This is a genomic window from bacterium (genome assembly GCA_016124905.1).
GTDB lineage: Bacteria > Pseudomonadota > Alphaproteobacteria > Rickettsiales > RI-342 > RI-342.
In genome coordinates this window covers 62,824-83,842 of sequence record WGMV01000025.1, presented here as the reverse complement: position 1 = coordinate 83,842, position 21,019 = coordinate 62,824, and the positions used below count along the sequence as shown (strand labels likewise).

Below are 21,019 nucleotides of genomic sequence, written 5' to 3'. Positions count from 1 at the left end.
TGCTCGCTATTACGCGCCAATAAGGCGCGGGGCACGGTCGTGCCCAGTCGCTTCGCTCCAGTTTTTGTTGGCTCGCGCTGCTCGCTATTACGCGCCAATAAGGCGCGGGGCACGGTCGTGCCCAGTCGCTTCGCTCCGTCTTTAGTTGGCTCGCGCTGCTCGCTATTACGCGCCAATAAGGCGCGGGGCACGGTCGTGCCCAGTCGCTTCGCTCCGTCTTTGGTTGGCTCGCTCCGCTCGCTATTACGCGCCAATTATGGCGCGGGGCACGGTCGTGCCCAGTCGCTTCGCTCCGGTTTTTTGTGGATATGTCATGATTGGCATGTTGTTTGCATATAGCTCCCACATGACAGGGAGTTATGTATGTCCACAGCCATTCTGGCCTTAATGCAAATTCTTTCGCCCCAGGCATCCCAGGGGATGGGAACGGGGCAGGGGGCTTTGCAGCCTACTGCTTCCTCCTTATTCACCTCCGCCATGCTGGCGGATGATCCTGCACTGTTTCGCGCCAAGCTGGAAGAAGCCGCCACCAAGCTGGCGCAAAGCCCTGCTGACGCCAAGGGGCAGCCTGTGCTGCCCGGCTGGCTGAGCGCGCTTCAGCAGGCATGGGGAATTGAAGTTTCTCCCTCCGTTGTTAAGCCCGATGTTCAGGCCGTGAACGTGGCATCCCTTGCCACGCCGGGCCTGTTGGTGACAGATGCGGCCGTGGATGGCGATGCCACGTCACAGGCATTGCCGATTACCACGCAGGATTCACGGTTTGAGCAGCTCGATATCGCGGGGCTTTTTGCCTTTCTAAGCGGCAAGCTCGCCGAACAGCAGGCCCATCAGGCCGGTGACGCCGATCAGGATGGCGAGCCCGATACCACCACGGCCGCCAGCAACCTGGCCATGCCCGTGTGGTGGCAGATGCAACCCGCCCCCTTGCAGGATATTCGCGCGGCCTTTGCTGAATTTGCCGCCGCCGTCAACGGGGTGGATGCCAGTGCCAATGCCGCCGCAATGCCAGCCATATCGCCGGTGATGCCGTCGGATAACCTGACCCCTGCCGCCATCGCCCAATTGCCGCAGGATTCGCAGATGCAGGCCTTCGCCGCCTGGCTGCCGCCGGTGCGTCAGCCCATGGATGCGGCAAAATCTTCCACGGTGCTTTCCAGCAACACGGGGGTGGATATTTCTGCCGATGCCACGGCGGATGCCGCATCGCTTACCGATATACCCGCCGACATACAGGCCATCATGGCCGCCCTGGCTGTTTCCGACGATACGGCGGGCGTTTCCGTTCATGGTGCCGGCCAGCCGCTTCCTTTGGTTCCCCTGGGGGGGGCGATTGCTTCCGTTAACGGGGCTTCCACCCAGGCCGCATCCGTACAGGGGGGCGACCAGGCCGATATGCTGCCGCTGACGGCCCTGCGTCAGGCCGCCAATGACATGGCCGGCAACATGGATTCCGGCCAGACCGCCGCGGATGTTTCCTTCGATGCGGATACCCTCTCTCCCACGCATGCGGATCATTCAGCCGATCCGCTTGCTTCATCGGCAGATCATGTGACGATGCATGCGGCAACCACGCACACCACCACGACGGCAACCCCCCAGCATACGCCCGATGTTCCGCAACGGGTGATTCCGGTGCCGATCGCCGATCAGGTTCAAGTGCATATCCGCCAGGCCATGAAGGACGGGCATGACAAGGTGACCGTTCAGCTCGACCCCGAAGACCTGGGGCGCATTCAGGTGACCATGGATTTCGGCAAGGACGGCACACACATTCACATTGTGGCGGAAAAGCAGGAGACGATCGACCTTTTGCAAAAGGATGCACGCGACTTGGCACGCAACTTGCAACAGGCTGGTATCCGCACGGATATGTCGCAACTGAATTTCAGCCTGCGACAAGACCAGGGCGGATATGCCCAGGGGCAGCAGCAGTCGAAAGGCGGCTTCTCACGCAACTGGCAGGATGGCGAAGATGACATGGCCGTTCAGGCCGATATCGGAAGCGCCATGGCCAGGGCACGCTGGACGACCAAGGCACTGGACATTGAAGTATAGGATTTGAAGGAACAGGTTTATGGCAACGGATCCAGTCGGCGGTACAGGCGGCAATACGGCTACCGATACGTCGAAGACCAATCAGAGCTTCAAGAACTTCAGCGAAAATTTCGATAATTTTCTGAAGCTGCTGACAACGCAATTGCAGAACCAGGACCCGACCGCGCCGACGGATACGAACCAGTTCACCAACCAGATCGTCGCCTTCTCGCAGCTGGAGCAGACGGTGGGCGTGAACGACAACCTGACCAAACTGATCGACGGCAATACCCAGCTCGGTACCGATCTCGGCAAGGCCAATACCAACATTCTGGATTCCATCAACAACCTGGTGGCGCTTTCCAAGCTTTCCAACCCGGCAGTGTTTTATGTGGGTAAAACCATTGAGGCCTCCGGCAACCTGGCAGAATTGAAAACCGGCCAGCCGACGAAGATGGTTTTTATGACCGCCGAAAAAGCGGTGGTTTCCACCATCACTATCAAAAACGAAGCCGGCCAGGTGGTGCGGACCGATCGCGTCAATAACGTGGATGGCCGTTACGAATATAGCTGGGATGGCAAAAGCGATACCGGCGCGGACATGCCCGCGGGAGTTTACACATTCGGCGTTTCCTCGCAGGGCGTCAACGGCGCCGTGGATACGACGACCGTGGTTTCCGGCAGGGTGACGGGCGCGCAGTTTACGAACAACGATACGCTTCTTGAGATGGGGAAAATCTATGTGCCGATTTCCGGCATCGCCTCCATCCGGGATACGCCAACGACAACGACCAATTAACTGACCTACCAACACTAACCTACGACGCAAGATTGCGGTATTTTTAAGGGAGTAAAGCCATGAGTCTCTACGGTGCATTGTTTTCCGGTGTGTCGGGTCTGAAAGCGCAGGGGACCAATCTTGCGGTCATTTCCGACAATATCTCCAACCTGAACACCATCGGGTATAAGGCCCGCGAGGCGGTGTTCGAAACGCTCGTGAACAATTCCACGGCAAGCGTGTCCTATAACCCGGGCGGCGTGCTCGCCCGCAGCCGTGCCTTCAACGACAAGCAGGGCCAGCTGCAATCGACTGATTCACCCACCGATATCGCCATTTCCGGTAACGGGTTTTTCGTGGTGAACAGTCAGGCCGACCCCACCCAGGGCGATACGCTTTATACCCGCGCCGGCTCCTTCCGCCAGGATGCGCTGGGTAACTTCCGCAATGCCGCGGGCTTCTACCTGCAGGGCTGGCCGCTTGACCGTGACGGTCGTCTGCCCGGCGAACCTGGAAACCTCAACACCACGTCCTTCTCCACGCTGGGAAGCTTGAAAACGGTGAACGTGAAGGCTTCCAACGGTATCGCCGCCGCCACCACCAATGTGAATGTGGGTGCCACGCTGGATGCGCGCCAGACGGTGTATCCGGGCACGGGCCGTACCGTTTCATTCGCTACCAACAACGCGCCGCCGCTGGCAGATAACGTGGGCATTTCCGCCAGCACCGTACTGGTGCCGACCGGCGGTCTGACCACGGGTGACCAGCTCACGGTCGATCTGGGGAACGGCGTAACCTACAACTATACCTATGGCGGTTATGTAAACTCTGCCGCTGCGAACGGCGCGGGCGTCGACTTCACACCGGATGGCGGTACCATTCCCGCCAACGCCACGGATACGTTCTTTACCTCCGTTACGGCGCCGACCGGTGCAGCCGCCACCTTTACCATCAACAGCCTCACGGCTGGCCTGGTGACCTTCACCTACAAACAGTCCTCGCCGAACCCACTGATCGGTGAATTCAACAACATGCAATCGCTGGCAAATGCCATCAACGAGGTGCCGGGCCTGAACGCCCGCGTGGCCGAATTGACGGCGGGCAACCCGCAGCTGTTCATCTCCGCGGATGATGCCAACGAGGCCCTTACCTTCGGTAACGGCGGCGCGACCAACTTTACCGGTGCGCTCGGCCTTGCCAACCTTGCCGCCGGTGTGGGCCGTTTCTCCTCGCTGCAGGATCTGGCCAACAAGGTGAATGCCTCCGACGGTGTAACCGCCGTGCTTGAGAACCCGCTGGCCCAGGCCGAGTTGACCATCCGCACGGATGATCCGCTGGGTTCCATCGCCTTCACCGATAACACCCTGCCTGCCGGTACGACGATGGTGGCGGAGATGGGGCTTGCCAAGCCGCTGGTGCCCGGCCCGGGTTATCAAACCCTGTTCGCCCAGGCCTATGACCCGTTCGATCCGACCAAGAACATGGCCGGTGGCAACATTACCCCGCAGTTCAGCCGTAACATCGTGATCTACGATTCCTTCGGCCAGGGGCATAACCTGACCATGAGCTTCATCAAGACCGCACCGAATAACTGGGCGATCGAGCTTTACGGCGCCGATGCGGGCGATGTGAACAGCAACGCCGCCGGCGGTGTCAACCAGATCGCCACCGGTCAGATCGTCTTTAACGGCGACGGCAGTCTGCGAAGCGTGGGCCAGTGGAATGGCGCCACCGTCGGCAGCCTGGTCAACCCCATCAACATCAACTGGACCAACGGCGCCATTGCCAGCAAAGTGCAGTTCGACTTCGGTACCGCCGGTCTTCCCGCCGGAACGCCGAACGCCCTTTCCATCGGTCTGACCGATGGTCTGGCCCAGTTCGCCAGCGATTATGAAGTGGCCTTCGTCGACCAGAACGGCGCTGAAGTGGGCTCCCTGGTCGGGGTGAACATCGATGAGCTGGGCTATGTGATCGCCAGTTACAATAACGGTGAATCGCTGCGGCTCTTCAAGCTGCCGGTGGCGGATTTCGCCAATCCTAATGGTCTGCTCTCCAAAACCGGCAACGTCTGGCGTGAAGCGTCCGAAGCCGGTGAGGTCAACCTCCGTGAAGCGGGCAAGGGCGGCACAGGGGCCATTGTGTCCGGCGTGCTGGAAGGCTCCAACGCGGAGTTGGCCGAGGAACTGACCGACATGATCGTCGCTCAGCGAACCTATCAGGCCAATACCAAGGTGATCTCCACCAGCGACGACCTGCTGGAAGAGCTCAACCGACTCTAATTTTAACCATTTCCCTCAGCTCAGGGCGGCCTAACGGCCGCCCTTTTTTTATGAATTTGGCCAGAGATAAAGATTTTTTATGAAAATCTGCGAATTAAAGGCTGGCGTTAACCCATTTTGCCGCGCTTGTTCCTCTGCCAAAACCATATTTGGCATAAATATTTTTAAGAATGGGGCTTAACAACTAGATATGGTGTTGCATAAATTGTAAAAATTGTGGTATAAGAAATGCAAATAGTTTTCGTTCCAATTAACCCTTTCGGGGCCATTCATGACAACCAGTGAAAAAATCCTTCGCGGCATCAAGCTGAACACCACCATTCAGAAAACGCCGGAAAACAGCGATTCCGCCGCCGATGTGATGGCCAACCCCAGCTATCTTCGCCAGTCGTCCGCACTGATTAACGAAGCGCTGCAAAAAGGTTACGACGTGCTGCAACTCGCCAATGGCGATATCGTTACCACCGGCAGCAAAATTGTGGTGACGCAATATTCCTGGGATATGGACCGGGGCAAGCTGGTGAAAAGCAAATCCACCACGCAAACCCGCCGTGGCCGCCCGCGCCGCAATGCCAGCATTCTGGAACAGGAAGACGAGCTGGAAATCCTGTAAAAATCGGTCATTTTTAATGAAGATAAAGCGGCGAACTCCGGTTCGCCGCTTTTTATTTATGCGTGGATGGAATGGGCATTTGCCTTGGCTGTTTGCGCTTCCTGGCCGAAGATGCCGGTGGCGATTTCCGGCGAGGTCGGGCGGTTTTGTTCCTGCGTGGAACCAAGCAGGTTTGCGGGTTTTGCTATTTCCACCAACGGTTGAGGCTGGTTGGTAAGCTGAGGCAGCAGCGTGTCGCCATGGTGGCCGGCCGCCAGGCCAGCTTTGGTTTCCGCCTTATGTTCCGCGTGTTTATTGCCCAGGCGGGCAAAGAAGCGGCTGCTGATATATAGCCCGGCAGTGCAGACGGAGGTGTAGAAAAACTCAAAGAAGCCGACCTTGGTGACTTCAGGGATATCCAGCTTGCCAAAGAATTTGGCAAGGGATGGTTTAGACTCGATCCATTTACCGACTTTCAGGCCCGGCTCCTTGAACAGCTTGTCATTCAGGCCAAGCTTATCGAGCAACACGGCGGTGGGCACCACGATGGAGACGGTTGCCAGGCGTCCGCCCAGCACGCTCAGCCAGCCCTGTTTGGGTTCGGCGGCGTAGACGGCGTCGGGGGCTTCCTTGCCGATGGTGCGGTCGATGGCGCGGCCAATCTTCTCGCGGCGATCCTCAAACAATTTGACGAAGGGAGCGATCAGCGAACCGTCGGCGAAAGAGAAGAACACCATCTTGGCCATGTCGGCGGAATTATGGTTCAGTCCCAGGCCTTCGAACTTTTTCACCAGCCAGTCGCCGCGTTTCTGAAAGAATTCGCCGGTTTTGCCGTAAACCAGATTGCCCTGTTCATCCTTCATACTGCCACGGGCGGTGAGGTAGGTGGCGACCACGGAAATGCCGAACACCACGAAATTGGTGAAAAACGGATAGAGAAACGCGTCAAACAGCTTCAAGCCTGTTGAGCGTTTTTGCGCTTTGTCGCGGATGCGGGCTGATTCGCTTTGGGGGGATTGGGTATCGGTGGCCTGTGCCACAGCAGTAAGGTCGGTCATCACTCTACTCTTTAGCCAGTTGTTTAACGTGCCTGCAATTGGTTTAAATCAGCACGTGTCAGACGAATCTGACCTGCCCATTTTATGAATTTGTGCAGTGCGGTCAAGAAAAGTGATGTGAATGTTTTGTTAAAAAGCCTTGGATTGGCTAGCATCATGTTAGCCAATCCAAGGCTTCATTTGCCTAACCTGCCTTCCAGGCAGGATTACACGCCAATTATGGCGCGGGTCCTCAATATGTATTTGCCATGCTCCGCATAGAGGGCCAGTTGCTGCGCTCCATTGGTCATTTTTCCTTTATTTCATGGGCAGCATGTCTTAAGCGAAATGCCTCAACATTTTTGACGGCGAGGGTACATGGGCAGCATCAACAAGGTCGTTCTGGCATATTCCGGCGGGTTGGACACCTCCATCATCCTGCGCTGGCTTCAGGATACCTACGCGTGCGAAGTGGTGACCTTCACGGCCGACCTCGGCCAGGGCGAGGAGCTGGAACCCGCCCGTAAACGCGCCGAAAGCATGGGCGTGAAAGAGATTTTCGTGGATGACCTACGCGAGGAATTCGTCCGGGATTTCGTGTACCCGATGTTCCGTGCCAATGCGCTGTATGAGGGCTGCTACCTGCTGGGCACCTCCATTGCCCGCCCGCTGATTGCCAAGCGGCAGATCGAGATTGCCAACCAAACGGGGGCGGATGCCGTTTCCCACGGGGCGACGGGCAAGGGGAACGACCAGGTGCGCTTCGAGCTTGGCTATTACGCGCTGAAGCCGGATGTGAAGGTGATTGCGCCGTGGCGGGAATGGGATTTGAACTCCCGCGCGAAGCTTATTGAATATGCCGAGAAGCGCGGCATCGACATCCCACGTGGCAAACGCAACGCACCCCCCTATTCCATGGACGGCAACCTGCTGCATATCTCTTATGAAGGGGAGATTCTGGAAGATCCCTGGACGCGCCCGGACGAGGACATGTTCCTGCGATCCGTCAGCCCGGAAAAAGCCCCGAACGAGCCGGAATATATCGAGCTGGAATTCGAACAGGGCGATGCGGTGGCCCTGAATGGCAAGCGTCTGACGCCTGCGGCCATGCTGACCAAACTGAACGAACTCGGCGGCAAGCATGGTATCGGCCGTCTGGACCTGGTGGAGAACCGGTTTGTCGGCATCAAATCCCGCGGGATTTACGAAACGCCGGGCGGCACCATTCTGCTCCAGGCGCATCGCGGCATTGAGTCCATTACGCTGGATCGTGCCTCTGCCCACCTGAAGGATGAACTGATGCCGCGCTATGCGGAGCTGATCTATAACGGCTTCTGGTTCTCGCCGGAGCGGGAGATGCTGCAGGCCCTGATCGACAAAAGCCAGGAATGCGTCACCGGCACGGTGCGGCTGAAACTCTTTAAAGGTCAGGTGAGCGTGGATGGGCGCAAGTCGGCCTTCAGCCTCTACAGCAAGGCGCACGCGACCTTCGATGCGGATGTGGTGTATAACCAGAAGGATGCCGAAGGCTTTATCAAGCTCAACGCCTTGCGCCTGCAGCTTAAAAGCCGCCAGACGGAAGCGCTGAAAAAGGCCGGGGCCACCAAAACAAAAGCCGCCTGAGCATAGGGGGCATGCACGAGGCCACCTTGCGTTCGGCTGATTTTGGGCTTATTTTAGAATAAGAACAACAGGAGGCGTTATGGTGGAAGACCGCATCAACCCGATGGGTACCGACGGTTTTGAGTTCGTGGAGTTCACCTCCCCGGAGCCGGAAAAGCTTGAGGCGCTGTTCAACAGCCTCGGTTTCACCAAAATCGCCACGCACCGTTCCAAAAAGGTTTATCTGTTCCGCCAGGGCGATATCAATTTCATCCTGAATGCCGAGCCGGACGGGCATGCCTCCAATTTCTCCCAAAGCCATGGGCCGAGCTGCAACGCCATGGCCTTTCGCGTCAAGGATGCCCGTGCGGCGCTGGACCGCGCCAAATCACTCGGCGCCAAGGTGTTTGAGGGTGGCAAGGTCGGCCCGATGGAGCTGCATATCCCGGCCATCGAGGGCATTGGCGGCAGTTTGATTTATCTGGTGGACCTCTATGGTTCGCGCGGGTCGATCTATGACATCGATTTCGTCTATCTGGATTCCGTGCCGCGTCATCCGGAAGGGATGGGGCTGACCTATCTTGACCACCTGACGCATAACGTGTTTCGCGGGCAGATGGATACCTGGGCAAATTTCTATGAGAAGCTCTTCAATTTCCGCGAGATCCGCTATTTCGACATCGAAGGTAAGCTGACCGGGCTGAAGAGCAAGGCCATGACCAGCCCGTGCGGCAAGATCCGCATCCCCATCAATGAATCTTCCGACGATAAGTCGCAGATCGAGGAATTTCTACAGCAATACAAGGGCGAGGGCATTCAGCATATCGCGCTGGGCAGCAAGGATATTTACGAGACGGTGGAAAAGCTGCGCGCCATCGGCACCAGCTTCATGAACACACCGGATACCTATTATACCCTGATTCCCAAGCGCCTGCCGCGCCATGGCGAGGATGTGGAGCGGCTGAAGAAAAACCGCATCCTGATCGACGGCGCGCCGGACAGCGCCGAGGGCAAGAACGACGGCGGACGGTTGCTGCAGATTTTCACCAATACGGTGATCGGGCCGATTTTCTTTGAGATCATCCAGCGCAAGGGGGATGAAGGGTTTGGTGAAGGCAACTTCCGCGCCCTGTTCGAATCCATCGAGTTGGACCAGATCGAGCGTGGGGTGCTGCAGGCTTAGACGGTTGCAGCAAAATGATGTTCCTTGTTGAGGCTATGCAATAAGCTCAATAGCGCTTTGTCAGCTTGCGGCATTGCATCCTGAGTTATACGGGTCAGTTTGCCGTCATGGATAGTGCCGAACCCCGCCTTGATGAGCATGGGGTATTCCAAACGGGCCGTCATGTCGAATTCAGCATGAAGGTGCCTGGTTCTTAGCAGGCTGATAAGATGCTGCAGGGGGTTTTCTTCCGGCAGGTCAGGCTGAACATGACAGGTTACGTTATGTTGATGAATGCTCAGGCTTTTAACGTTTTCCAGCCCGCCTATCACTTCACCATAGATCCGGTAGCCATAATGGTTGCATAGTTCTTTGATAAGGTTAACCAGCCCCAGGCCTGCATCATTCTTGTCGGTCGCAACGCTGCCAGCCAAAAACAGCGCCGTGCGCTCGGGTGCAAATATCGTTCCATCCGCATGAGTCAGTGTGAATAAATACCTTTGATCGCCAAGTTTCAAAGGGTCCTCATCCATTCCGCTCAGGGTATTGAAGAATGACTGAACATAGCCTGCCTCTTCTGCAAAGAAATGCACAAGCGCGGTGGATTCGATATGGTCGGGATTACCAAAGTGGGCCGGGTCGTCATACAGGATGGCCGCGATGGCAACGCATATGGTCAACCCATCTGTGGTTTTGTCATGTTCGCCTCCGATTATTCCGGCGCTGCCTCCCCAATTGACCTGTTGCATGGGCGTTCCCTGTGCTTCAGGCCGTCATTTCAGTTGTCATGCGTGCCGCATGGCAGCTGACGGCGGCTTCTTTAAGGGCGAGGTCCTGCCTATCCAAATCCTGCATACCACGCGTCTGCAGTTTCTGGCCTGAATAATGGAAGCATCCGGGGCGGAGCACATGGGCATTCTCCCGCTCAAGGGTGAGCTCCACGATGCTGAGATCCTTGGCGTAAATGTTGATGGTGCTTTCGCCGCTGGCTGGATCCATGCTCAGCAGATCGCCGAAGGAAGTATAGGCGCAATAAACACGGCCGCCCAGAACCAGCAATGATTTGTGGGCGGTCGATTTTCCACCCAGGCATTCATCGGCTACGATGTAGCCGTATTTGCTATTTTTGCTGACGGTTTTAATGAAATGCACCATATCCAGGCCCTGGTTGTCCACGGTGCGGTGCCGTGCACCGGCAATGAAAAGCAAGGTGCATTTGGGGTCGAACGGTTGTTCCAGCCGACATACTCCCTCAAATGAATGGCCCGTTTTCAGCGTATGTAAAAAATCATGCACGCCTTCGGCTTCATCGGGGTAAAGGTGAATAAGGGCCGTATCCACCACATGTGCCGACTGGCCGAGATGCTCGGGCGAGTCGTAAAGCACGGCTGCCACACCCACGCATTCCATAAGGTCAAAGGTGATCTTGTCGTGATGGCCGCCGTATTTGGCTTCACGAAAGCTCCATTCCACCCGTTCAGCATTGCGGATGGCACTGTCCTGCCCGGCCAGAAATTCCAGCGCCGGTATGCAGGCGGGCCGGTGCTCCAGCGTGATCAGTCTCTCATTGGCCATGCTGTGCATGCGCTTTTCCGTCGCAAAGGTTGAAGCCAGCCTAGCAAAGGAATATGACAGTATAAGGTATTTAAGGCACGGAGATGGCCATGAAGGAATGGGTTCGTTTTCAGAAACAGGATGGCATCACCTCGCGCCAGGCGCATTGCGACCTGCCGGAGGGGACCTATGAGCGGGAATTCGGGCGGGAAGGGTTCTTCGGCCCGACCAGCCATCTCTACCATACGCATAAGCCGACCGGCTGGGTAGGGTTTGACGGGCCGTTAAAGCCGCGCGCGTTTGATTACACCAGGCATGGCAAACCGACCTCCAGCCCGTGGGACGCGGTGCCGATTCTGGGTAACAGCGCGCTGCGTTTCCGTTTCTGGTCCACCAGCGGGAAGATGGACCATCTGGTGAGCAATGGCGATGGGGACGACCTGCTGTTCGTGCATCGCGGGGAGGGGGATTTTTACTGCGATTTCGGGCATATGCGCTTTCGCGAGGGGGATTACATCCTGCTGCCGCGCGGGTTGATGTGGCGGGTGGAATGCACGGGCGAAGCCAGCTTTCTGCTGATGGAGGCCACCAATGACGGCTATCGCCTGCCGGTGAAAGGGGCCGTGGGGCCGCATGCGATTTTCGACCCCGCCATCATGGATGTGCCAAGCCTGAATGATACTTTCCAGGCGCAAAAGCATGAGCGCGAGACGGTGGTGGTGATCAAGAAGCGCAACCTGCTCACACGGCTGACCTATCCGTTCAACCCGCTGGATGCCATTGGCTGGAAGGGGGACAACCTGCCGGTGCGCATCAACTGGCGCGATATCCGCCCGCTGATGAGCCATCGCTACCATCTGCCGCCCTCGGCGCATACCACCTTTTTGTGCAGCCGCTTCGTGGTGTGCACCTTTGTGCCGCGCCCGATGGAGACGGACCCCGGCGCGCTGAAAATTCCCTTCTTCCATTCCAACAATGATTATGACGAAATCATCTTCTACCACATGGGCGAGTTCTTCAGCCGCGACAACATCCACCCCGGCATGATCACGCTGCACCCATGCGGCTTCGCCCACGGCCCGCACCCCAAGGCCTTCAAGGCCGGGGCAGGGCAGACGCATGCGAAGAAGGAAACCGACGAAGTGGCCGTGATGATCGACACGCGCGATGCGGTGGAAGTGGCGCCGGAAGCGACAGAGGTGGAGTGGGATGGGTATGCGGGGAGCTGGAGGGAGTAATATGCTCAGGCTAGTGCTTATATTAGTTTTTAGCTTGATGATGAATGCTGCTTTTGCTCAGTCTTTAGCTAGTTGCTCGTCACCTAAAGGCCATGCGTATTATCAATTTCAAGGACTTGTTCAAGAAAAGGACAAAGGTTGGACGGAAGATCAAATTTCGTCAGGTTTATTCGAGCTAAAAAGCACGCAAAATGGTTATGATATTTTGTATATCGATGCAACTAAGCAAATGAGTTCGACAAAAGGTGATGGAGGTAGGATTATTTTGCTAAATCAATCTTCAGAAGACGCGGTTTTTTTAATTAGTTATCCCGGCAATACCTCGGAGATATATAGATTTTTTAAAGAAAAAGATGGAGCTTATAAATTTGCTGTTATTAGTATTAAGACACGGCTCATCCCTAAAAATAGCCTTATGGTTGGAGAGTGCTCTTACATAAATTTTCAAGGAATTAAATAACGTATTATGCCTTTTGCCAGACGGGGTTTGTAACCCCGTCTGGATGTTCATAACTGGCGTTGAATCATGCCCAAGAACCGCGTGAGTATCGATCATAACAGCGGTGTGTATTTCATCACGCCGACGGTATGGAACTGGTATTATGTATTCGACCGTCATCATCGTTGGGAGATTCTGGCGGATTCCATACGTTATTGTCAGGAACATAAAGGGCTGCGGCTTCATGCCTATGTTTTCATGCTCAATCACGCGCATCTGATTATTCAGGCTGATGATGTTGCCGGTGTCATACGTGATTTCAAGCGGCATACGGCCAAAAAACTGCTGGAAAATATTGCGAAGACAGAGCCCAATCTACTGCCTCTTTTTAAGAGGGATGATCGGGTTCTTTTCTGGAAGGAGGATAATCAGCCAAGGCTGATTGAAACGGAGACGTTTTACCGGCAGAAACTGGAATATGTTATTCAGAATCCGGTTAGGAAACGCTATGTCACCTTGCCGGAATATTGGTATTGGTCATCCGCCAATCCCGATTCGCCTCTGAGTGTGGAGCATTTGTGGTAGGCATGAATATGCGGACGGGGGTGCAACCCCCATCCGGCTATGTGGATCTGGTACTGGATTCCAGCTTTCGCTGGAATGACGGTTTCGGTGGGATGATTCAGTTGCAAAGCCTGTGGCGTGCCATTAGCTTGCATTCATGCCATCCACCCTCCTCATCACCGGCGGTGCCGGGTTCATCGGGTCCAGCCTTGTTCGGCTGGCGCTGAAGGAAAAGCACACCGTCGTGGTGCTGGACAGCCTGACCTATGCGGGTTCGCTGGAGAATCTGGCGGAAGTGCTGAATGACATCACCTTCGTGCAGGGGGATATCAACGATGCGTCGCTGGTGGAAGGGTTGCTGGCGGAGCATAAGCCGCAGGCCATCCTTAACCTGGCGGCGGAAACGCATGTGGATAATTCCATCCATGCCGCCGAACCCTTTATCGAGACCAACATACGCGGCACCTACACCTTGCTGGAAGCAGCGCGCTGCTTCCATGCTAACCTCAAAGGCAAGGCGCTTGAGCGTTTCCGCTTCATCCAGGTTTCCACCGATGAAGTGTTCGGCGATGCCGCCGAGGGAGAGTGTTTCTCCGAAACCTCGCCCTACCGGCCCAGCTCGCCCTATTCCGCCTCCAAAGCGGCAGCGGACCATCTGGTGATGGCCTGGCACCGCACCTACGGGCTGCCCGCCATCATCACCCATTGTTCCAACAATTACGGCCCGCGCCAGCATGCGGAAAAGCTCATCCCCACCATTGTGCGCTCGGCGCTGGCGGGCAAGCCCATCCCCATTTACGGCGACGGCAAGCAGGTGCGCGACTGGCTCTATGTGGATGATCATTCGCGCGGGCTGCTTGCATGCGTGAAAGACGGGGTGCCCGGCACGCGCTACTGCTTCGGCGGCAAGACGGAATCCACCAATATCGACCTTGCCACCAATATCTGCAGCCTGCTGGACGGCATCAAGCCGCAAAAAACCGGCAAGCCCTACAGCAGCCTCATCAAACACGTCACCGACCGCCTTGGGCACGACCGGCGCTACGCCATCGACCCCACCCACGCGCAATACAGCCTTAACTGGAAGCCGACCACCAACCTTACCGCTGGCCTGAAGCATACGATTCGGCATATGCTCGCTGGGTGAGGAATGCGGGGCTCTGTCCCGCGCCCTGTCAGGGGGCCAGTCCCCTGAACCCCGTATTTTTTTAGATACCCCCGCTTGCGGGGGTATCTAAAGAAAATCAGGATCCAAGGGGCTGGCCCCTTGGCGGGGGTGTGGGGGCGGAGCCCCCGCGTCCCACAACAGGGAGCGCATGATGAAGGGCATTATTCTGGCCGGTGGTTCCGGCACGCGGCTGGCGCCGATGACGGCGGCGGTGTGCAAGCAGCTGCTGCCGATTTATGACAAGCCGATGATTTATTATCCGCTGTCGGTGCTGATGCTGGCGGGGATTCGGGAGGTGCTGATCATCTCCACGCCGCGGGATGTGCCGATCATTCGCGATGTGCTGGGGAATGGGGCGCATCTGGGCATCAAGCTAACGTATCTGGAGCAGCCGAAGCCGGAGGGGATTGCGCAGGCGCTGGTGCTGGGGGAGGATTTCATCGGCGGGGAGCCGGTGATGCTGATTCTGGGAGATAACCTGTTTTACGGCTCGCAGCTGGCGGGGCTGGTGAAGGAAGCGGCGGGGTTAAAGCGCGGGGCACGGGTGTTCGCCACCCATGTGCGCGACCCGGAGCGCTACGGCGTGGTGCGGTTTGACATGCAGGGCAAACCGGCGGAACTGGTGGAAAAACCCAAGCAGCATCTTTCACCCTGGGCGGTGACGGGGCTTTATGCCTATGACGGGCAGGCCGCCGAGCTGGCGAAGAGTCTGAAGCCTTCCGCACGCGGAGAGCTGGAGATTACCGATCTCAACCGGCTTTATCTGGAGCGCCGCCAATTGGGGGTGGTGAAGCTGCCGCGCGGCACGGCCTGGCTGGATACCGGCACGCCGGATGCGCTGCTGGCGGCCAGCCAGTTTGTGCAGGTGCTGGAGCAGCGGCAGGGTTTCAAGATCGCCTGCATCGAGGAAGTGGCCTGCCGGATGGGCTATATCACGCCCACGCAGATGCTGGGTTTTGCTGGGCATTACAAGAGCGATTACGGGCAATATCTCAAGACGATCGCGGAAGAGCTTGGAGCGTAGCGACTAGGTGCGACCGCGCCTCGCCGCTTATTGCGGCGTAGTCCCTGCCGGAGGCAAGGTTAGGAATGTTAAAGCTTCGCGGCCCGTTCCAGCAGCTTGAGCGTGATGCGCTGGAGTTTTTCCACGTTCACTTTTTCCGGGGCGATCTGCCAGCCGATGACGACCTTGGGGCGGATGCCCCAGTGGCGGGGTATCCAGCGGCGTGCCGAGCGGATGTATTTGCGGCTGAAGACGCTACCCCAGAGGCCATTAATGCCGATGGGAACGACCGTAACGGGATCGCGCTGAAAGATGAATTCGATGCCTGGTTTGAAGCGGCCGAGATGGCCGGTATAGGTGATCTGCCCTTCGGGGAAGATGCAGATGCAGTCGCCCCCTTTCAGGCCTTCGGAAATATCATCGAGCGCTTTTTCCACATGTTCGCGCTTGGGGAAGATAGGGATGGCGCGGTTGATGCGCATGAAGAAATTCACCAGCGGCAGTTCATAGATGCCCTTGTAGATGACAAAGCGAACCTTGCGCGGCACCAGCGCGGTGATGATAAGGCCGTCGAGGAAGGAGACATGGTTTGCAATCAAAATAAGCGGGCCGTGTTTGGGGATGTTTTCCAGCCCTTCAACTTTGGGGCGGTAGATGCGCAGGATGAATTGCCTGACCCACCAGCGGAAGAAATTGTTAAGGAAGGGGCTAAGTCTGCTGAAGAGATTATGGGCCGTGTTCCGCCATGCCGGTTTGCTTCCGGCCATGCGTTTGGCTTTTTTCTGCCATGTGAGCCCTTTGATCCCTATGGGCAGCCACATGGCCAGACGGCGTGTTTTCATGTTATTACCCCTAAGTTCCTTTTAGCATAAAAGATTTAAGGATATTTTAAAAAATGGCGGAATTCCGCCTGTTGCGCTGCAATATGCGCCTGATGCGGAGAGGTGCCGCTCGGGCGGTTTATTCTTCCTGGGGGGAGATGAGGCGCGGGGTGGCGAAATGGGTGACGTGCCCGGTGCGGGGCAGCAATTCGCCCCAGCTTTCCACGTTGAAAGTGATTTCCGTCAGCGCGCCGGTCGGGAAATGTTCGGTCAGCTTGGCCAGCAGGTTGTCGCGGCCGCTGGCGGCCAGTTCCACGGCCAGCATGTGCAGGCCGGGATTATGGCCCACCACCATCAGGCTGCCCATATCGTCCGGCTGGCTGTGGATAAGGGCCAGAATTTTCAACGGAGGGGCGAGGTAAAGATCCTTGAGGTATTCGGTCTCGATGACAGTGCCCTGCCATGCGCCGGAAGCCAGCTCCAGCGTTTCACGCGTGCGCTGGGCGGTGGAGCAAAGCGCCCTGGCGGCCATGATGCCTTTTTCAGCCATGAACACGCCCATCAGTTCGGCGGCTTCGCGCCCGCGGGCGGAAAGGGGCCGGGCATGGTCGTCGGCCATCACGTCGTCTGGCACGGCCTTGGTGTGGCGGAAAAGGATGAGTTTTTTCATGATAAGCAGGTTTTAACCATGGATGCTCTATTGTTTATGGTCGAATCTCTGCTTACTGTAAATAAATTATGGCCCGTTCGCGCAAAACACCGCCGAATATTCCCGCCATTGCCGAAAAGCTTTTCGGCAAGCCCGAGCGGCGTTACCTCAATCGCGAGCTTTCGTGGCTGGCCTTCAACGCCCGCGTGATCGAGGAAGCCAATAATGTGCGCCATCCGCTGCTGGAGCGGGTGCGTTTCCTTTCCATCTCCGCTTCCAACATGGATGAGTTTTTCATGGTGCGTGTGGCGGGGCTGAACGACCAGTTGAAATGGGACAATCCCGAACCCAGCCATGACGGCATGTCGCCCGCGCAGCAGCTGACGAAAATTCTGGCGCGTGCGGGCGAGCTGATGCAGTGGCAGCAGGAAAGCTGGCTGACGTTGCGGGCCGAATTGGCCGGGCAGGGTATCGAGGTGCTGGATGCCGCCGCTTTCGACGAAGGTGCATTGAACGAGAGCGATATGGCCTGGCTGAAGGCTTATTTCTTCAACAATATCTTCGCCACGCTCACACCCATTGCCATTGATCCGGCGCATCCGTTTCCGTTTCTTCCAAACCGATCCATGAGCGCGATTTTCGACCTGCGCCATCAGGAGCGGGGCAAACGGATGATTGCCGTGCTGCCGTTCCCGAACAAGCTTGGGCGATTCGTGAAATTACCCGCCCGTCACGGCAAGGGGGCGCACCCGTCCAGTGTGCGGCTGGTGCAGACGGAAACGCTGATCCAGATTTTTCTGGATAGTCTTTTTCCCGGTTATGAGGTGCTGGCTTCAGGCACCTTCCGTGTGCTGCGCGACAGCGACCTTGAAGTATCGGACGAGGCTGAAGACCTGGTGCGCACCTATGAAAAGGCGGTGAAGGACCGCAAGCGCGGCGAGGTGATACGCCTGAAGGTGGCGCGGCACATGACGCCGTTTCTGCAGCGTTTCGTGGCGGAGAAACTTGAGGTGCCGCCGGAATATATCATCGAGGTGGAAGGCATGCTCGGCCTGGCTGCCTTGAGCGAGCTGTGCGACATCGACCGGCCGGACCTGAAGTTTCTGCCCTACACGCCACGCTACCCAGAGCGTATCAGCGATTTCAACGGGGACTGCCTGGCGGCGATTGCGGCGAAAGACATTGTGATTCATCACCCTTACGAGAGTTTCGATGTGGTGGTGCAGTTTCTACGGCAGGCTGCGCAGGATGAGGATGTGATCTCCATCAAGCAGACGCTCTATCGCACCAGCAATAATTCCTCCATCGTCAAGGCGCTGGTGGAGGCGGCGGAATCCGGTAAGGCGGTGACGGCGGTAGTGGAATTGTCCGCCCGGTTCGACGAAGAGGCTAACATCCGCTGGGCGCGTGACCTGGAGCATGCCGGCGCGCAGGTGGTCTATGGTATCGTGAACATGAAGACGCATGCGAAGATCTCGCTCGTGACCAAACGCATTCACAAGGAAAACGGCGAGACGAGCCTGAAGAGCTACGTGCATTTCGGCACAGGCAACTATCACCCGGTGACGGCGAAAATTTATACGGACCTTTCCTTTTTCACCTGCGACCCGGAGCTGTGCCGGGATGCGGCGGTGCTGTTCAACTATCTCACGGGTTATGCGCCGCCGGTCGGGTTTTCCAAGCTCATCATGGCGCCGCATAATATGCGCGAGACCTTCATGGCGCTGATCGATAATGAGATTGCCCATGCGCGCGCGGGGCGGCCGGCTTCCATCTGGGCAAAGATGAATGCGCTGGTGGATTCGCAGATGATGGACGCGCTGTACCGCGCCTCGACCGAAGGCGTGAAGATTGACCTGGTGGTGCGCGGTGTGTGCTGCCTTCGTCCGGGTATCAAGGGGCTGTCGGAGAATATCCGCATCAAATCCATTGTTGGGCGGTTTCTTGAGCATTCGCGTATCTATTGCTTCGGCAACGGGCATGCGATGCCGTCGAACAAGGCGCGGGTATTTATTTCCAGCGCGGACTGGATGAACCGTAATTTAAGCCGCCGGGTGGAATTCATGGTGGAGATCGAAAACGCCACCGTGCATGAGCAGGTGCTGGACCAGATCATGGCGGCCAACATGCTAGATAATCTGCAAAGCTGGGAAATGGACGGCGACGGGCATTATGCGCGCCTGCAACCGGGCGACCATCCTTTCTCGGCGCATGAATATTTCATGACGAACCCGAGCCTTTCTGGTAGAGGCAAGGCGCTGAAACAATCATTCCCCAGTTTGCGTTCCGGCGGGGTGTCGGGGGGCGGATTGATGGGGTATGGTGCAAAGCCTGAGGCAAGCGTCAATGAAAAGGACAAAGCGTGAGCAACGCACGCAGTAAGTCATTCGCCCCCGAAATGGTTCATGTGACGCCCAAACGCGTGGGGTTGATCGATATCGGCTCCAACTCCGTGAGGCTGGTGCTGTATGACCGGGTAGGCAAGGTGCCGCTGGCGACCTTTAACGAGAAAGTGCAATGCGCGCTCGGGCAAGGCCTGGCGATGACCGGCAGGCTGAATCCCATCGGCAAGGAGCGTGCCGCGCTGGCGATCAAACGCTTTGTGGCGCTGGCGCGCGCGATGGGGGTGAGTGAGATCACCGCGCTGGCCACGGCCGCCTGCCGCATGGCGAGCGACGGCGAGGCTTTCATCAAGAAGCTGAAGAAAGACCTCCAGATCGATATTCATATCATTACCGGCGATCAGGAGGCCGAACTCGGCGCCTGGGGCGTGCTTGGCTCCATCGATGCGGTGGACGGCATGGCATGCGACCTTGGCGGGGCGAGTATGGAGCTGGCGGCGGTGGATATTGACGGCGTGCACCAGATGACCAGCCTGCCGGTGGGGGTGCTTTCCATCTTCGATGAAAGCGGGGCGGACAGGAAGGCCGCGCGCAAACAGGTGGACGACGCGCTGGCGGGGGCCGCATCCGTCACGGCGTCCATGAAGGGTAAAACGCTTTATGCCATTGGTGGAAGCTTCCGCGCGCTGGCGAAGATTTACATGGAAGAGACAGCCTATCCGCTGCGTTTCCTGCATGAATATGTGGTGGAAAGCGAGGCGCTGGCCGGTTTTTGCGAGCGCATCGCCAAGATGCAGTCCACCGCGCTGCTGGCCCTGCCGGGGGTGAGGCGCAAGCGTGCCGACACATTGATGGCCGCCAGCATTGTGATGCAGCGCCTGATAGCGGCGGGTAAACCGAAGTGCGTCATGTTTTCCATGCAGGGCATTCGCGAGGGCTGGCTTTACCGCCAGCAGCCGGTGGCGGACCCGCTGCTTGAGGTGGCCAAGGAAGTGACGCTTTATCACGGTGGCGATGTGGCTTTCGGAGAGATGCTGGATGAGTGGATGACGCCGATATTCCCACGGGAGAGCGTAGAGTGGCGACGGTTGAGGCATACGGCCTGCCTGCTGGCGACCATTCCGCGCTACGAACTTTCGGCGGAACGCTCGGAAGCGGCGTTTTACGACGTGCTGCAATCGCCCCTGCTGGCGATGGGGCATGGCTCGCGCTTTCTGCTGGCGCTGGCGGTGATGCGGCGTTACCAGCATTCCGCCCCGATCCCGCTGCAGGGGTGGCAGCGGTTGAATATCGAGCCGATCGAACTGGAGCGCGCGCGTCTGGTGGGGCTGGCCATCAACCTGGCTTACACGCTTTCCGGCGGGGTGGGCGAGGTGCTGAAGCTGGTGCATATCCGCAAGGGTGACGGCGCCATTGCGCTGGAAAGCGATCTGCCCGACCTGGTGGCGGGCGAGGTGGTGGAAAAGCGCACGGCGCGCATCAATCAATCGCTGGCGGGGATACGCAGCAGCGAAGCGTTAGATTGTTAACACGATAACTTCGTTTTGCGCTGTTCTTAACTTTTCCTGATTGTCGCGATGCCGTTTCCGGCGTTTTTTTTAAGCAGCTTGCCACGTTGTTTGTCGGTTAAGATTTTTTGCAAAAAATACGGCGAGATTCATAAATTCCCTTTACAAACGGGGGGTAAATATACCATATTTAGCGGGTGATGGGCGGTTTTGCGCCCATGCAACCACGAGCCATAGTGGCTTAACAGA

The 21,019-nt window shown here is 57.3% G+C and carries 18 protein-coding genes and 1 riboswitch; of the genes, 13 read left to right on the top strand and 5 right to left on the bottom strand.

Annotation, left to right across the window (positions count from 1 at the left end; all coding sequences use genetic code 11):
• The first annotated feature begins 363 nt into the window (after positions 1–363).
• The 4 genes from GC177_07045 (at position 364) to GC177_07030 (ending at position 5,704) form a co-directional block, all read left to right on the top strand.
• Positions 364–2,055 carry a hypothetical protein gene (locus GC177_07045; protein MBI1275712.1) on the top strand — a complete coding sequence of 564 codons (1,692 nt, stop codon included), beginning with the start codon at positions 364–366 and terminating at the stop codon, positions 2,053–2,055.
• 19 nt (positions 2,056–2,074) lie between these two features.
• Positions 2,075–2,833 carry a hypothetical protein gene (locus tag GC177_07040; protein MBI1275711.1) on the top strand — a complete coding sequence of 253 codons (759 nt, stop codon included), beginning with the start codon at positions 2,075–2,077 and terminating at the stop codon, positions 2,831–2,833.
• A 59-nt stretch (positions 2,834–2,892) separates the two neighbouring features.
• The gene (locus GC177_07035; GenBank protein MBI1275710.1) at positions 2,893–5,091 is read left to right on the top strand and encodes a flagellar hook-basal body complex protein; all 2,199 of its coding nucleotides are present in this window, start codon (positions 2,893–2,895) and stop codon (positions 5,089–5,091) included.
• 271 nt (positions 5,092–5,362) lie between these two features.
• Positions 5,363–5,704: a DUF2671 domain-containing protein gene (locus GC177_07030; protein ID MBI1275709.1), complete on the top strand. Its 342-nt coding sequence runs from the start codon at positions 5,363–5,365 to the stop codon at positions 5,702–5,704.
• A gap of 56 nt (positions 5,705–5,760) precedes the next feature.
• Here the strand turns inward: GC177_07030 and GC177_07025 are convergent, their stop codons facing one another.
• Positions 5,761–6,741, bottom strand: a complete 981-nt coding sequence (locus GC177_07025) for a hypothetical protein (GenBank protein ID MBI1275708.1) — start codon at positions 6,739–6,741, stop codon at positions 5,761–5,763.
• A riboswitch (SAM riboswitch) is annotated at positions 6,732–6,806 on the bottom strand. (Overlaps the previous gene by 10 nt.)
• Positions 6,807–7,098: 292 nt before the next feature.
• On the opposite strand from GC177_07025, the gene GC177_07020 reads away from it, so the two are divergent.
• The gene (locus tag GC177_07020; GenBank protein MBI1275707.1) at positions 7,099–8,343 is read left to right on the top strand and encodes an argininosuccinate synthase; all 1,245 of its coding nucleotides are present in this window, start codon (positions 7,099–7,101) and stop codon (positions 8,341–8,343) included.
• 79 nt (positions 8,344–8,422) lie between these two features.
• Complete coding sequence (gene hppD / locus GC177_07015) at positions 8,423–9,505, top strand: 4-hydroxyphenylpyruvate dioxygenase (GenBank protein MBI1275706.1); 1,083 nt, start codon at positions 8,423–8,425, stop codon at positions 9,503–9,505.
• Here hppD and GC177_07010 read toward each other — a convergent pair.
• Positions 9,502–10,233: a hypothetical protein gene (locus GC177_07010; protein MBI1275705.1), complete on the bottom strand. Its 732-nt coding sequence runs from the start codon at positions 10,231–10,233 to the stop codon at positions 9,502–9,504. The genes hppD and GC177_07010 overlap by 4 nt on opposite strands.
• A 16-nt stretch (positions 10,234–10,249) precedes the next feature.
• A complete protein-coding gene (locus tag GC177_07005) occupies positions 10,250–11,068 on the bottom strand; it encodes a hypothetical protein (protein MBI1275704.1) in 819 nt (272 codons plus the stop codon).
• An 80-nt stretch (positions 11,069–11,148) separates the two neighbouring features.
• Between GC177_07005 and GC177_07000 the strand changes: the two genes are divergently transcribed.
• The 5 genes from GC177_07000 (at position 11,149) to rfbA (ending at position 15,471) form a co-directional block, all read left to right on the top strand.
• Positions 11,149–12,276 (top strand): homogentisate 1,2-dioxygenase, encoded by a 1,128-nt coding sequence (locus tag GC177_07000; protein ID MBI1275703.1) that lies wholly within the window; start codon positions 11,149–11,151, stop codon positions 12,274–12,276.
• Positions 12,248–12,736 (top strand): hypothetical protein, encoded by a 489-nt coding sequence (locus tag GC177_06995; GenBank protein ID MBI1275702.1) that lies wholly within the window; start codon positions 12,248–12,250, stop codon positions 12,734–12,736. The genes GC177_07000 and GC177_06995 overlap by 29 nt, the downstream gene beginning before the upstream one ends.
• Positions 12,737–12,802: 66 nt before the next feature.
• Complete coding sequence (locus GC177_06990) at positions 12,803–13,300, top strand: hypothetical protein (protein MBI1275701.1); 498 nt, start codon at positions 12,803–12,805, stop codon at positions 13,298–13,300.
• 136 nt (positions 13,301–13,436) lie between these two features.
• Positions 13,437–14,426, top strand: a complete 990-nt coding sequence (gene rfbB / locus GC177_06985) for a dTDP-glucose 4,6-dehydratase (protein ID MBI1275700.1) — start codon at positions 13,437–13,439, stop codon at positions 14,424–14,426.
• Between the two features lie 172 nt (positions 14,427–14,598).
• The gene (gene rfbA / locus GC177_06980) at positions 14,599–15,471 is read left to right on the top strand and encodes a glucose-1-phosphate thymidylyltransferase RfbA (protein MBI1275699.1); all 873 of its coding nucleotides are present in this window, start codon (positions 14,599–14,601) and stop codon (positions 15,469–15,471) included.
• A gap of 68 nt (positions 15,472–15,539) precedes the next feature.
• Here the strand turns inward: rfbA and GC177_06975 are convergent, their stop codons facing one another.
• Both GC177_06975 and GC177_06970 read right to left on the bottom strand, forming a co-directional pair.
• Positions 15,540–16,292: a hypothetical protein gene (locus GC177_06975; GenBank protein MBI1275698.1), complete on the bottom strand. Its 753-nt coding sequence runs from the start codon at positions 16,290–16,292 to the stop codon at positions 15,540–15,542.
• Positions 16,293–16,410: 118 nt separating this feature from the next.
• Positions 16,411–16,941, bottom strand: coding sequence for a histidine phosphatase family protein (locus GC177_06970; GenBank protein ID MBI1275697.1), 531 nt, complete (start codon positions 16,939–16,941; stop codon positions 16,411–16,413).
• 68 nt (positions 16,942–17,009) lie between these two features.
• Between GC177_06970 and GC177_06965 the strand changes: the two genes are divergently transcribed.
• A complete protein-coding gene (locus tag GC177_06965) occupies positions 17,010–19,286 on the top strand; it encodes an RNA degradosome polyphosphate kinase (GenBank protein ID MBI1275696.1) in 2,277 nt (758 codons plus the stop codon).
• Positions 19,283–20,791, top strand: a complete 1,509-nt coding sequence (locus tag GC177_06960; GenBank protein MBI1275695.1) for a hypothetical protein — start codon at positions 19,283–19,285, stop codon at positions 20,789–20,791. Before GC177_06965 ends, GC177_06960 begins: the two co-directional genes overlap by 4 nt.
• Positions 20,792–21,019: the final 228 nt, after the last annotated feature.

What these genes read in the sequence shown, in the direction of transcription:
- GC177_07045 (MBI1275712.1), top strand. Translation starts at nt 364, where the DNA reads ATGTCCACAGCCATTCTGGCCTTAATGCAAATTCTTTCGCCCCAGGCA.
- GC177_07040 (MBI1275711.1), top strand. Translation starts at nt 2,075, where the DNA reads ATGGCAACGGATCCAGTCGGCGGTACAGGCGGCAATACGGCTACCGAT.
- GC177_07035 (MBI1275710.1), top strand. Translation starts at nt 2,893, where the DNA reads ATGAGTCTCTACGGTGCATTGTTTTCCGGTGTGTCGGGTCTGAAAGCG.
- GC177_07030 (MBI1275709.1), top strand. Translation starts at nt 5,363, where the DNA reads ATGACAACCAGTGAAAAAATCCTTCGCGGCATCAAGCTGAACACCACC.
- GC177_07025 (MBI1275708.1), bottom strand. Translation starts at nt 6,741, where the DNA reads ATGACCGACCTTACTGCTGTGGCACAGGCCACCGATACCCAATCCCCC.
- GC177_07020 (MBI1275707.1), top strand. Translation starts at nt 7,099, where the DNA reads ATGGGCAGCATCAACAAGGTCGTTCTGGCATATTCCGGCGGGTTGGAC.
- hppD (MBI1275706.1), top strand. Translation starts at nt 8,423, where the DNA reads ATGGTGGAAGACCGCATCAACCCGATGGGTACCGACGGTTTTGAGTTC.
- GC177_07010 (MBI1275705.1), bottom strand. Translation starts at nt 10,233, where the DNA reads ATGCAACAGGTCAATTGGGGAGGCAGCGCCGGAATAATCGGAGGCGAA.
- GC177_07005 (MBI1275704.1), bottom strand. Translation starts at nt 11,068, where the DNA reads ATGCACAGCATGGCCAATGAGAGACTGATCACGCTGGAGCACCGGCCC.
- GC177_07000 (MBI1275703.1), top strand. Translation starts at nt 11,149, where the DNA reads ATGAAGGAATGGGTTCGTTTTCAGAAACAGGATGGCATCACCTCGCGC.
- GC177_06995 (MBI1275702.1), top strand. Translation starts at nt 12,248, where the DNA reads ATGGGTATGCGGGGAGCTGGAGGGAGTAATATGCTCAGGCTAGTGCTT.
- GC177_06990 (MBI1275701.1), top strand. Translation starts at nt 12,803, where the DNA reads ATGCCCAAGAACCGCGTGAGTATCGATCATAACAGCGGTGTGTATTTC.
- rfbB (MBI1275700.1), top strand. Translation starts at nt 13,437, where the DNA reads ATGCCATCCACCCTCCTCATCACCGGCGGTGCCGGGTTCATCGGGTCC.
- rfbA (MBI1275699.1), top strand. Translation starts at nt 14,599, where the DNA reads ATGAAGGGCATTATTCTGGCCGGTGGTTCCGGCACGCGGCTGGCGCCG.
- GC177_06975 (MBI1275698.1), bottom strand. Translation starts at nt 16,292, where the DNA reads ATGAAAACACGCCGTCTGGCCATGTGGCTGCCCATAGGGATCAAAGGG.
- GC177_06970 (MBI1275697.1), bottom strand. Translation starts at nt 16,941, where the DNA reads ATGAAAAAACTCATCCTTTTCCGCCACACCAAGGCCGTGCCAGACGAC.
- GC177_06965 (MBI1275696.1), top strand. Translation starts at nt 17,010, where the DNA reads ATGGCCCGTTCGCGCAAAACACCGCCGAATATTCCCGCCATTGCCGAA.